This window comes from Blastopirellula marina DSM 3645, from assembly GCF_000153105.1.
GTDB lineage: Bacteria > Planctomycetota > Planctomycetia > Pirellulales > Pirellulaceae > Blastopirellula > Blastopirellula marina.
This window is the reverse complement of record NZ_CH672376.1, coordinates 3,044,628-3,056,906: the sequence shown is the minus strand read 5'-3', so window position 1 is coordinate 3,056,906 and position 12,279 is coordinate 3,044,628. Positions and strand designations below refer to the sequence as shown.

Sequence of the window (12,279 nt, the reverse complement as noted above, 5' to 3'; positions counted from 1 at the left end):
CCAAAAAGAGGCTGGTCCCATAAGGGCCAGCCTTTTTTAGTGCGCGTTTGGGAACCAAAACACTAGCCCGCGGCGCGAGCCAAGGGAATCGGCGTCGATTTATTTTGGGCGATGCGATTGGAATAGATTCGAGTAGCGTATCGCTTTTCTGCAGCGCCAACCGCATGCCCTTGGCTCGCGCCGCGGGCTAGTGTTGCGAGATTTGCGGCCGCGCGAACTAATTGGAATACCGGCTCTTTTCGACCTCCGGCAATTCATTGTCCTGCGATTCATTCTTGAGCTTGGCGATTTTGCTTTCGATATAGCCAAGACGCTCATCGTTGCCGATCTTTTTCAGCACGCCGGCGTATTCCTCTAAATACTCCAGCCGCTTATCTTCTGGAAAACCGGTCTCGTCGTTGACGCGGTATATTAGATACTCGTACTCTTGGCATGCTTTTTCATGATCTTCCAACCCCATTCTTGCGCGGCCAGACTCCTTTAGGAGGCGGAAATAGTCATTCGCGTCTCCTCCCTTTTGCGGGGAAGAGTTGGTCCTGCCTTTCATCGCGTACCTTAATGCCTGATCATGTTTTTTTTGCTGATTGAGCACATCCGCGAGTACGCCTGTCAGCTTTGTATAAGTGCTTGATTTGGAGTACTGCATCTTCTCCAGAATGCGGATCGATTGCTCGCCTGCTTCGATCGCTTTTTCATTCTGATCCTGTTCAGCGTAAAGATAAACTAAGACGAGTTGCGTCTCCACGCAGTTTTCGGATTCTGCGACGCCAAGTTCATCGAATCTCTGTCGGGCTTGCTCGGCCACGGCGATCCCATCGTCCAGGTTGGCTTTGCTGAGAAAAATGGCCTGCGCTAATGCGAGTCTTGCGCAGGTCGATTTGAATGACTTTTCGCCGAAGAGTTGCTCGCACAATTTCAACGATCGCCGTTGATGCTTGACCGCATTCGTGTTGTCATGAAATTTAAGACAGATTTCCGCCTGACGCCGCGTGTTCCATTCCTCCTGGGCAAGCTCCATTTGATCCACCGAGAAGTCCATCGCGAGTTCTAAATCGCGAGCATAAAAATCGATCTCTTCGATACCAATCACTTTCCGTTCGTGCTCTCGATAGAGAGTGAGATCGCGCAGCTCCATCAATAGCGAGTATTGTTTGTTAAAATCGTTGTCTCGCTCGGCGTTGCGAATTTCGCGGATGATGCCTTGTTGCTTTCGCACTAACTCATTGTCGATATCGGCCAGTGATGGGTCGCCGCAAAAGGGCGCCAAAACCAGCAGTAGTCCTGCCAAGAAGCGGAGGAAATGGACTGGTTTCACGACTGGACCCCAGGAAAGAACGGATGCAAAGGAGTCGAGGGCCTGAAATTGCAGCTGCTCGACGAAAAAACCATACGCTTTTTCGCCAGATTCCGTCAACACCATCCGGGGGAGACGCCGCGCCCGCAATCGCAGGGTGTGTTGAAACGTAAAAAGGCCTGCGAATCACGTCCGAGTTCGCTCAAGCGTGGCGACGCAACGGGGTATTTTTACTGTCGTTGTGTGTAAAAGGCTTGAATATTTCGCGGGGCGCCGAGTTCGATTTTTCATTGATTGCACGTGATACCTTGATAGACTGTTGTCGTCACAATCGACGCACAGCCATACTCTGGCGCCTGTGTAGTTCATGATGATTAAGGTCTGATCTCGCTGTATTGCGCCGCACTTCCATTTCCTATCCTCCGCCGAGCCCGGATCGGCTTCGGTCAATCGATACGCTTCGCGAGCTTCAGCGGAAATGGAAGCGAGATGTTTTCAGACGCTGCTCGCGCTCTCCTGTTTGATGGTTTTGCCCCCTTCATGCATGGGCGAGCCCTTACTGCAAGGTAAGAAAAAACTTCAGAGGCGGTTGTCTGATAGCAGCGACCGATTCTCTTGATGCGTAGGTTGCAAGGATTCCCTCGATGGTCAAGCAAGATGGTGAAGCGCCGGAACCGGCAGTTCTGATCCAGCCTTCCACAGCAGAAGTGACGACGCGTGAAATCGCTGACCAATGCGCACCGGACGGCAAGCCTCCCACGGCGATTCGCTACCGCGTGGTCGCTTGGCTTACGGCGGCGGCGGCGTTGGCCTACCTCTGTCGCAACTCGCTTGGGATCGCCGAGAGCCAGATTCGTGACGACTTGGGACTTACTTTGTCGCAGTCGGGGCACGTCATGGGCGCGTTCTTCTGGAGCTACGCTTTTTTCCAAGTCCCCACCGGCGCGTTCTCACATCGTTTTGGAACTCGACTGGCGCTGACGATCTTTGCGATCGCTTGGTCGGTGACGACTTTGTTCACCGCAATCTCGCCGGGACTTTGGCTGCTGATTACCGCCCAACTGCTGATGGGGATCGCCCAAGCGGGGATCTTTCCGGCGTCGACCAATACGGTCAACTATTGGATGCCGATGTCCACGCGATCTCTCGCGTGCGGCGTGCTGTCAGCGGGAATGCAAGTTGGCGCGATCACGGCCAGCATCGTGACCGGTCTGCTGTTGAGCGTGATGAGTTGGCGCTGGAGTTTTGCATTGATTTCGCTACCCGGCGTCTTGTGGGCGCTGGCGTTTTATTTTCGGTTTCGTGATCGACCGGGACTTTCTCCCGAGGCCAACGCGGCGGAGCGGACCCTCATTCAAGCGGGTCGACCGCGCGCGCAAATCGTCGCCGCAGACGATGACATCGGTCCCACCGACTGGAAAGCGGTCTTGTTGCATCCCGGACTTTGGTTGATTCATGGCCAACAGATCTGTCGAGCGGCAGGCTACATGTTCTTCGTCAGTTGGTTCCCGACGTTTTTGCAAGAAACACGCGGCGTTTCGATCGAACATTCCGGCTATATGCAGGGCGTCGTCCTCGCGGGCGCGCTGGTCGGCAGCCTATTGGGAGGGATGCTAACCGATGGGATTTGGCGCAAGACCGGCAGCCTATGGCTTAGTCGCAGCGGCGTCGGAGCGACGGCGCTCGGCGTTTGCTCGGTTCTGATTCTCTGCAGCTGGTTTGTCGAAGATCTCAATTTTGCGATTGGACTATTAGCGTTTGGCGTCCTGTTCGCGCAATTGGCCAGTCCAGCGATGTTCGCCGCCGTCATTGACATCAGCGGTTCGCGCGCCGCCCAGGTTCTAGGCGCCGTCAATATGACCGGAAACCTGGCGGTCGCCGTTTGTCCCATTTTGGTCGGGATCCTCTTCGAGCAAACCGCCAACTGGAATCTGGTGCTGATCCTGTTCGCCGCGATCTATCTGATTGGCGCCATCTTCTGGGCGTTCGTTGACACGCGCAAGGGGATTTTCGACAAGGCTGAACATCAAGCCGAGATAGCACGGCCGAGCAATGCGTTCAGCGTAGCGACTGCCGAAGAATGAGCCGTGGTAGAGGACTAGTGCCGCCGCACCAACAAGAAAGTGCCGCCGATCACCAGCGCCATTCCGCCGATCATCAGCGGCGTGATCGTTTCACCCAAGAAAAGCGCGCCCCACAAGACGCCAAAGACCGGCACCACATAGGTAACCGAGAGCGCCTTGGTCGGGCCGCAATCGGCCAATAATTGGTAATACAGTACAAAGCCAACCGCGCTGCACAGCAGAGCCAACGTGATCGTGCAGGCAATTACCAGCGGCGTGATCAGCGCTGGCGTCGGATGATAGAAGGCCATCCCGGGGATCAGCAGCGTGCCGGCGATCAACTGCGCGGCGCTGGCGACCGCCATCGGTTTCAATCGTCCGGTGTGAGTCTTGATGTAGACGCCGGCCGCCGAGTAGCAAACGGCGGCGGTCAAACAAGCGCCGCTTCCGGCCAATAATTCCCAGGAAGGCGCAACCGGGCCCAATCCGGCGATGACCCCGACTCCTAATAAGCCGAGGATCGCACCGACGACCATCATCCAGGTCGGACGTTCCCCAAAGACCAAGGCGCTCCAAGCGACCCCAAAGATCGGCGTCGTCGCATTGATCACCGCCGAATAGCCGGCTGGGATGTAGAGCGCCGCAAAGCCGAACATCGTGAATGGGATCGCTGCATTTAACAGGGCGATCACGGTGTACTGCCGCCAGTTGCGGCGCCATTCGATCTCCAGGCCGCGAGCCGTAAAAAACGTCACCAACACGATACCGGCGATCAGCAGACGACTTGAAGCGAGTCCAAACGGTCCCAGCGCCGGCGCCATGATGCGCATCAGTAAGAATGATCCGCCCCAAATGGCGGCCAAAACTGTCAGCTTCGCGTAGTCCGTCGGTCGCATGCAGGGAGCGTTTCAGGTTGCAATAGTTTCTGCCCCAGGGACGCATGGTGCCGATAGAAAGTTCGCGCCCAAAAGGATTCAGCGTACCAACGTAGCAGAAAGCGCGGATGGCGGCAGGGACTTTGGCTTACAAACTGGGCGAGATTACCGCACCGCAGTCCAGCTTCGAGATCGAGGACGACGCCGCAATCGCGTCCGCAGTCGGTCCGTGACACTGTTCAACAGCGTGATTTGCGGTCATCCGCCTAAATCCGACTTCGTCATGAGCGCCGGAAGAAGCGACGAAAATTGGCTGCACAGGCGCCGGAATCCCACTTCCTTCCATGGCATTTCTCTTTCTCGCTTACGTCCCCTGATGCAATTTGCGCACCTCCAATGCAACTGCTGATAACACAAAAAAAACTGTCGTGATGCCCCCACAAGTTCTGCCATTCCACGATTCGGTCTAACTGTTGCAACATGGCGAGATCAGTGATATTTGCCGTAAATTTTATCGGCTTTCCAAGGGTAAATCAGTTTTCCAACGTCGAATTGGCGCCTCAAATTGCGCAATTCTCGCACCCCTTGAACAGCGAACGATCAGCGCGATCGCATGTCTTCCAACAAGGCTGTTGCTTCGGTGAAACATGAGGCGAACCGCTTGATGACCTCCTCGATTCGTCACCTAGTCTTGGAGAGGAAAAGTCGACATCGGAATTCGTCGAAGGCTAGGCTTGTTTATCGGCTTCGACTGTCGAGAAATCCGTGGATGCGAGATAAGGATTCGAGAATGAAAAAGAATGTCGCCGTGCTATATACTCGCCCTGAGAAAGACTCCTCTCAACTGGCGAAAGCGTTTGAAGCCGCCGACTTTGACGTTTTAGCGATCCATGACTCGGAATCTCTCTATCGGATCGTGAATCGACAACAAATTGATGCGATCGTGATCGAGAATAAGCTCAATAGCTTTCTGACCGGGCTGGAAACATTATCACGTCTCGATCAGGCTTTGGTGCGGCCGGTCACGGTGCTATTGGGAACCTTATCGGAAAAAGAAAAAGCGTCCGCCAAAGAAGGAAAAGTCGACTATCTGTTCGGCTGGGAGGCATCGCCCAACGAGATCGCTGACGCCTGCTTTCGTTCTTGCCGGTGGGAAGCGAATCGAGGACTATTCATTCCAGAAAGCGCTCGCCATTTGGTGCGCGACGCCGACTTTCTGCAACCGCTGCCTCAGTTGGCGGTGAAGATCGCCAAGTACTTTAACGACGAATCGGCGACCATCTCTGACGTGGCCAGCGACATCTCCAAAGATGCGCTGGCGACAGCCGAGATCTTCCGCAAGTTAAATTGCTCCTCAGCGGGACTGCCGAACAAGGTCCATCGACTTCAAGACGCGGTTTCGCTGCTCGGCATCAAGCAAACGGTGGTGATTGTCCTCCGCTTTTGCATTCATCGCTGCCAAACGAATCTGCTGGAACGCCTGGACGCCGATTTGATCTCTTGGTTCGGCGTTCGCAGCACGATGATCGCCAGCACGGCGTCGGTCTTCGCCCAACGCTGCCAAGACATCTGTCCTGACATGGTCTATCTGCTAGGCCTCTTTCAGGATATCGGGATGCTGGCCTTAGCGCATGAATACGACAGCTATTTCAAAATCATCCAGCGCTATCGAACCGTTCCCCAGGTTCGCCTGGAAATGCTGGAAGCGGAAGACTACGAAATTACGCATGCCGACGTGACGGCGGCGATCATGCAACAATGGCAATTGCCTGCGTCGTTTATTCGCCTGATTTTGCACCATCACAATGCGGAATCCGACTCGGTCGATCTATCGGAGATGGAACATGGAGTGATCCGAGCCATGCAGATCGGCGAAGCGCTTGCCAACATGCAAGACTACCCTTCGTTGTGTAGGTTCCAACGATTTGAGCAACTGCTGCGGTCTCTTCCCAACTATGACAAAATCAACGTCAAGAGTTGTCTGGGTGAAGCGATCGCCAAAGCCAGCGAATCCGCCGACCTCTACAAAACTCCGATCCCGGATGCGAAGCAATGGAGAAGTTTCGTGATTGGAATCGGAGACCAACTTGCAGGCCGCGCACCTAGTCGCGGTTTCGTGGAGGAAGCGGAAATTCCAACCGAATCGCCTAGCCCGAATACTGATTCGCTTCCCCGCTTGATAGTCGTGGACGAGAACCCAGCGATTGCTACGCATGTTCGAGCTGCGCTATCCGAATTCGCCATTGATGTCGAACATTGGATGACGCCCAAATCGTGCGAGGAATTGAGCAGTAACATTTGCGGAATCGTGTGCGAGGCTCACTTCAGTAACGGCAGCGGCATTTCCTTTATTCAGCGCGTGCGCGATTACGGACTTGAGACCCCGATCATCATGATGAGCCAGGATCGCAATCGCATGACGATCCTTAAATCGATTCAGGCTGGTATTAACGAGTTTTTGACCAAGCCGTTCAGCAGCAGTGAGCTTATCGAGAAACTTCAGCGCCAGGGAATTTTGGGCGAGTCCTTGGCCACGCCGCAGCCATAATCAAAAGGCGTACCGCGGTGCGCCTCCTTTTGTCGGGGACTCCTGAGCTTCGTTCCAGCCTTAATTCCGGCTATAATCGACACGCTCCGAAAAGTTCTTAAGACGGCAAGAGACCCCATGTCCACTTCGCGACGCCCTATCGGCCTTCCCGTGACGATCGCGGTCGTCATGATCGTGCTGCTGGTCGTGTTGATCATCGGCTGGGTGCTGCTGACCGTTTGGGGCGCCTACAATGATGAAGACTCGGCGGTCCTTTATTGGACCATTCTGCCGATCGGCGCCATTTTTTTGGCGACCGTTTTGGGGGGCGTCATTTTCTACATGGTCCTGTCGATCAAGTCGATCAACCTGAACATTCGCCAGGCGAATTTTATTGACAGCGTCACGCACGAGCTCAAGAGTCCGATCGCGTCGCTTAAGCTTTATCTGCAAACGCTCAACCGGCTGAAAGTATCCGAAGCCGAAGCGGTTGAATTTTACGGCACGATGCTCAAAGATGTCGAACGGCTCGATCACCTGATCAATCACCTGCTTGAAGCGGGCCGGCTCGATCGAAGTCGCGACGAGGCCGAAGCCGAGGAGATCCGACTCGACAAGTTGCTGATCGGCTGCGCCGACGCATCGCTGCTCCTCTATCGAGCGCCGCGCGAGATGATCGAGCTTCATTTGCAGCCCTGCGTCATGCACAGCTATCATGGCGATCTCGACATCATCTTTCGCAATCTGATCGACAACGCGATGAAATACTCTGGCGCCGACGCTCACATTGAGATTCATCTGCGGCTCGAACCGAACCAAAAGGCGATCGTCGAAGTCTCTGACAACGGGCCAGGCATCCCTAAGGGAATGCGACGCAAAATCTTTGGGCGTTTCGTCCGTCTGGGGCTAGAACTGCAGCGGGAGAAGCCTGGCACTGGACTTGGTTTGTACATTGTCCGAACGCTGGTGCGGCGGTTGCGAGGATCGGTTAAAGTAACGGACGGCCGGCAAGGGCAGGGGACCCGCTTTATTGTCACCTTGCCTGGCGCTCGGCCGCTGAATGAGACTCCGCAGTCTGAAGAACAAAACGCGGCGTAGTTGGGGAGGACGTCGTGCCGATGCACGGGGGAAAAACAAGTCAACAGACGCGAATCTTGGTTGTCGAAGATGAAGCCCATCTTGCGATCGGCATTCGCTATAACCTGGAAGCGGAAGGCTTTGACGTCACAGTCGTCGAAGATGGCCGCAGCGCGCTGGAAGTGGTCGACAAAAATCCACGCCAGATCGACATCGTCATTCTCGATTTGATGCTCCCCGGCATGAGCGGCTACGCCGTTTGCGAAACGCTTCGCGCCAACGGCGAGGATATGCCGATCTTGATCCTCAGCGCTCGCACGCTGCCCGAAGATCGGAAGCGCGGCTTCGATGTCGGCGCCGATCAATACATGATGAAACCGTTCGATCTAGACGAGTTCATCAGTCGCGTGAAAAACCTGTTAGCGGCCCGCAATCGCCGCGATCAAGCACGTCAGCGCGAAGTGCCGGAAACGCTGAAATATTATGAGTTTCGGGACGTCAAGATCGACTTTGAAGCGTTTCAAGTGACCTGCGGCGACAAGCCGATTCGCCTGACGCAGTTAGAAGCGAAGTTGCTCCGCTACTTCTGCGAAAACGAAGGGCGGATCATTCCTCGCAACGAACTGCTGACCGAAGTCTGGCAGATGTCGCCGAACATCACGACCCGCGCGCCGGACCAGTTTATCTTGCGAATGCGCAAGCTGTTTGAACGAGACCCGTCGAACCCGCAGCACTTCATCACGATCCGAGACGCCGGGTATCAATTTTTGGCCAAAGAAGCATCGTCGCACGTCAAAGCGGCGGAAGCGGATGACGCGGCGTCGGAAGAAACGTCGTCTGAGTAAGGCGCCGAACGGTTTGAAGACGTGCGTCCCGACGCACCTTACCGTTGCGCATAAAAAAAAGAGGGCCGCAGGGGACCCTCTTTTTCTGGATTAAGCGGTAGGCGATTAGTGAATCGCCGAGCCGTCTTTGCTTTTCTTCTTGTAGTCGACCACGTTCCAGGCCAGACCGGTCCACTTCATCACGCGGATGATGTTGTAGGTCAGGTCAAATTCCCACCACTTGTGACCGTGGTTGGCCATGCGGGGGTAAGCATGGTGGTTATTGTGCCAGCCTTCGCCGAAGGCGGTCAACGCAACCCACCACAGATTCTTACTTTTGTCGGTCGTCTCATAGTTGGTGTAGCCCCAGATGTGCGACGCCGAGTTGACGAACCAAGTGACGTGCAACACGACCACCAAGCGGGCGAACATGCCCCACAACACCCACGAGGTCGCATAGTACGAGCCGCCGTAGCAGTAGCCGGCGAACGCCATTAACCCGCCCAGCACCAAGTGCGAAGGGATGAACGCGTAGTCCAGGAAACGCATGCCCGGTTCTTTCAACAAGTCGGGAGCCCAGCGTTCGTGGATCGATCGCTGTTCTTCACGATTGCGGAACGGGAAGAGCCACCACATATGCGCCCACAAACCGCCATGCTCGGGAGAATGCGGATCTTCTGGTTGATCGCTATGTGCGTGATGCTTGCGATGCATCGCGACCCAGTCGAGGGCCGAACCTTCTCCCGCCAATCCGCCGATGAAGGCCAGGATCATGCGAGTCGGGTAATGCACCTGATAGCTGGTATGGGTCAACATGCGGTGAAAGCAGAGCGTGATGCCAACACAGCCGGTCAAATAGTAAAACACAACGAAGATCGCAAATCCGCTCCACGAAAAGTAGAACGGCGCGGCCAAAGCGACCACATGGATGCCGGCGAGCCAGCCGAAAATGATCCACGCGAAGCCAGACTTGTAGCGATCGGTCAGTTTTTCAGCGATCGGCGGTTCGATGCGACGCGGTTTGCGCGTCTTCTTCGTTTTGGCCGTCGGCTTGGTTTCAGTCGCGAGGTTGGATTCATTCCAATCCTCCGAGGAGACGGCGTCATCTTCGAAGTCGTCGCCCGCTAGTTTGTTATCGTCGGAGACTATCGACATGGGAGCTCATCATTCCGGTGGGAGAGGTTCGGCCGCTAACGTGAAATCCATCTTTCAACGCTGGCGACTCCAAGTTTCTTTCGTTGTGATTGTATAGAGTGTCTAATCAAAGTGAGTCAACAGAACGTTTCGGCTTCGTAATAGTTGTGTAACAATCGCCGCAACGCCTGTTTCATTCCGCATTTACGACGCAAAACCGCTCGTCTAACGCGTGCCGCCACACCAGCGGAGGGGGAAACAACGACGCCGCTGCGGAGAATCGCAAGCGGCGGATACCAAAGACAGATTGCGGCGGCGGCTTACTTAGCCGCGTCAGCCGAGCCCGTTTCGGCGGGCTTCTCTTCCTTCTTCTCTTCCTTCGGTTTCGCTTCGGGGAGCTTGCCGACCAGCGGCTTCAGTTCACGCAACCAGATGTTGCGATAGCGGACCGGATTGCCGTGAAACTGCAGTTGAATTTTCCCCTTCGGGCCGTGCTTCTCAAATTTCGGCGGGCTATCCCACGCGGTGGTTCCCTTCAGCTCGTAGTGGTTTTGCACCAAGACGCCGTTGTGCAGCACCGTGAAGTATCCTGACTTGGCCAGCGAACCATCGTCGTTAAACTGCGGCGCGTTGAAGATGATGTCGTAAGCTTGCCATTCGCCGGGCTTGCGTGACGCGTTGACCATCGGCGGAGACTGCTTGTAGATCGCTGCGGCTTGACCGTCGAAATAGGTTGGATTGTCGTACGAATCGAGAATCTGGCATTCGTACTTGCCAAAGAAATAGACGCCGCTGTTGCCGCGACCTTGGCCGTTGCCAGAGACTTTTTCCGGCGTGGCGAACTCAATATGCAGTTGCATATCGCCAAACTTATCTTTGGTGGTGATCCCACCTTTCGCTGCTTGGGCGTAGCCATCTTTGACAATCCACTTGTCTCCGCCATCCCACTGGGAGAGGTCGCTGCCGTCAAACAGCACGACCGCGTCCGACGGAGGGTCGCCCGGCTTTGCGCCTGGCTCGACAACCGGCGGTTCCGGCCACTCGATCCCGCTTTTCCATTCTTTGCCGGCATACAGAGTAGCGGCCGACAAAACAGCGGCGGCGATCACAACTTGAAAACTGAGTTTCTTCATCGGGGGTTATTCTCCAAGGGCAGGGGCCGCGCACAAATTGCCAGATTGGCGGCTACACGGGGGGGAGGAAGAACCGCTATTCTAGTTCCTAACCTGCGACAAGTCACCTTGGCGGCGCCAATCTTCCCGCCGCCGCAGTCATTAACCTGGGAATTGACGATGAGAAGTCTTACTTCAGCGCTCTGGCAGCGATTTTTACGCTATTTTTTGGCCGGAATCTTGGCCGTCATGCCGCTGGCGCTGACCGGAATGATCGTGATCTGGCTGGCCGGTTTTCTCAACGGCTTTGTGGGGCCGACTTCCTTTGTCGGTCAGCAGCTAAGCCGGATCGGCGTTGCGAACGGCACGCCGACGGTGCCTGCGGACAGTGAGGACATCAACTGGATCGCCTACTTGTTTGGCTGGGTGATCGTCCTGGGAGTTGTCTTCCTGATCGGAATGCTTGTCGAAACCGGTTTAAAAAACACGTTCAACTCGCTCGTCGACTCGATCGTCATCCGCGTGCCGCTGATCGGCAAGTTGTACGGCACCGCTCGGCAGTTGGTCGGCATGCTCGACAAGCAAGATGACGGAGAGCTGCGCGGCATGAAGGCCGTTTTCGTCATGTTCGGCAAAGAAAATGGCGCCGGCATCCTGGCGCTGATGCCGACCTCCGATCGGTACGACATTAACGGCGTCGACTATCACGGCGTGTATCTGCCGACATCGCCGCTACCGATGACCGGCGGCATCGTCTTTGTTCCCTGTGATGCAGTCCAACCGGTCGAGATGTCGGTCGACGGCCTGATGAGCATTTACCTGTCGATGGGCGTCACCGCGCCGCAGTTTTTGCAGACGTCAGGCAAGGGCATGAATAAGAAGGGGCCGGCGCCGAAGCCGGAATAAGGGAGTCGATACCTGATTGGCCCCGATCGCGAGCAAATCGGGGCACATCGCCAACCTTTTGGTAACGGCGTCTTCTGCGAACCCAGCCGTAATAATCAGTCCTGTCTCCCAGCAACCTGGACGCGGGATGCCGCACGACATGAGCGATGTCTCCGCAAAACCGCCGTATCGACGAGCGGATCACTTTTTGGCCACAGCGGGGAGTCGCCAAACGAATGCAAGCCTTGCACGCTGCTACCTTTAGCGCCGGCTCTCTAGCGGCGCAGCCCCAGCCAGGATCGGCTGCATGACTCCCTACGGTTGATGCTCGACTCCATTTTTCGGGGGCCGGTAGAGTACGTCCATGCGCCAAAATCCCAACAATCGACACACTTTAACTAATGCGCAAATTCGTTCCTGTCGATTCACAGGATAGAACCTTCGGAATAATTGGAATTACCGAAAATTCCACTTTACCACTCCGAATT

The 12,279-nt window shown here is 55.5% G+C and carries 10 protein-coding genes; 6 read left to right on the top strand and 4 right to left on the bottom strand.

Annotated elements, in window-relative coordinates:
* Window positions 1-217: 217 nt before the first annotated feature.
* Window positions 218-1,027, bottom strand: coding sequence for a tetratricopeptide repeat protein (locus tag DSM3645_RS14350; protein WP_131282574.1), 810 nt, complete (start codon window positions 1,025-1,027; stop codon window positions 218-220).
* Window positions 1,028-1,300: 273 nt separating this feature from the next.
* On the opposite strand from DSM3645_RS14350, the gene DSM3645_RS30220 reads away from it, so the two are divergent.
* Window positions 1,301-1,543, top strand: a complete 243-nt coding sequence (locus tag DSM3645_RS30220) for a hypothetical protein (protein WP_131282571.1) — start codon at window positions 1,301-1,303, stop codon at window positions 1,541-1,543.
* A gap of 395 nt (window positions 1,544-1,938) precedes the next feature.
* A complete protein-coding gene (locus tag DSM3645_RS14345) occupies window positions 1,939-3,378 on the top strand; it encodes an MFS transporter (protein WP_002652927.1) in 1,440 nt (479 codons plus the stop codon).
* Between the two features lie 14 nt (window positions 3,379-3,392).
* Here the strand turns inward: DSM3645_RS14345 and DSM3645_RS14340 are convergent, their stop codons facing one another.
* Window positions 3,393-4,253 carry a DMT family transporter gene (locus tag DSM3645_RS14340; RefSeq protein ID WP_002652926.1) on the bottom strand — a complete coding sequence of 287 codons (861 nt, stop codon included), beginning with the start codon at window positions 4,251-4,253 and terminating at the stop codon, window positions 3,393-3,395.
* 769 nt (window positions 4,254-5,022) lie between these two features.
* Here DSM3645_RS14340 and DSM3645_RS14335 point away from each other — a divergent pair.
* From DSM3645_RS14335 to DSM3645_RS14325, 3 genes are all read left to right on the top strand, one after another.
* Window positions 5,023-6,780, top strand: a complete 1,758-nt coding sequence (locus DSM3645_RS14335; protein ID WP_002652924.1) for an HDOD domain-containing protein — start codon at window positions 5,023-5,025, stop codon at window positions 6,778-6,780.
* Window positions 6,781-6,897: 117 nt separating this feature from the next.
* The gene (locus tag DSM3645_RS14330) at window positions 6,898-7,857 is read left to right on the top strand and encodes a sensor histidine kinase (RefSeq protein WP_040351853.1); all 960 of its coding nucleotides are present in this window, start codon (window positions 6,898-6,900) and stop codon (window positions 7,855-7,857) included.
* Window positions 7,858-7,877: 20 nt separating this feature from the next.
* A complete protein-coding gene (locus tag DSM3645_RS14325) occupies window positions 7,878-8,681 on the top strand; it encodes a response regulator transcription factor (RefSeq protein WP_040351852.1) in 804 nt (267 codons plus the stop codon).
* 105 nt (window positions 8,682-8,786) lie between these two features.
* Here DSM3645_RS14325 and DSM3645_RS14320 read toward each other — a convergent pair whose 3' ends face one another.
* Together DSM3645_RS14320 and DSM3645_RS14315 are read right to left on the bottom strand one after the other, a co-directional pair.
* A complete protein-coding gene (locus tag DSM3645_RS14320; protein ID WP_002652921.1) occupies window positions 8,787-9,815 on the bottom strand; it encodes an acyl-CoA desaturase in 1,029 nt (342 codons plus the stop codon).
* Window positions 9,816-10,114: 299 nt separating this feature from the next.
* Window positions 10,115-10,927 (bottom strand): 3-keto-disaccharide hydrolase, encoded by an 813-nt coding sequence (locus DSM3645_RS14315; protein ID WP_002652920.1) that lies wholly within the window; start codon window positions 10,925-10,927, stop codon window positions 10,115-10,117.
* Window positions 10,928-11,086: 159 nt separating this feature from the next.
* On the opposite strand from DSM3645_RS14315, the gene DSM3645_RS14310 reads away from it, so the two are divergent.
* Window positions 11,087-11,812 (top strand): DUF502 domain-containing protein, encoded by a 726-nt coding sequence (locus DSM3645_RS14310; RefSeq protein WP_040351851.1) that lies wholly within the window; start codon window positions 11,087-11,089, stop codon window positions 11,810-11,812.
* The last annotated feature ends 467 nt before the right edge of the window (window positions 11,813-12,279 follow it).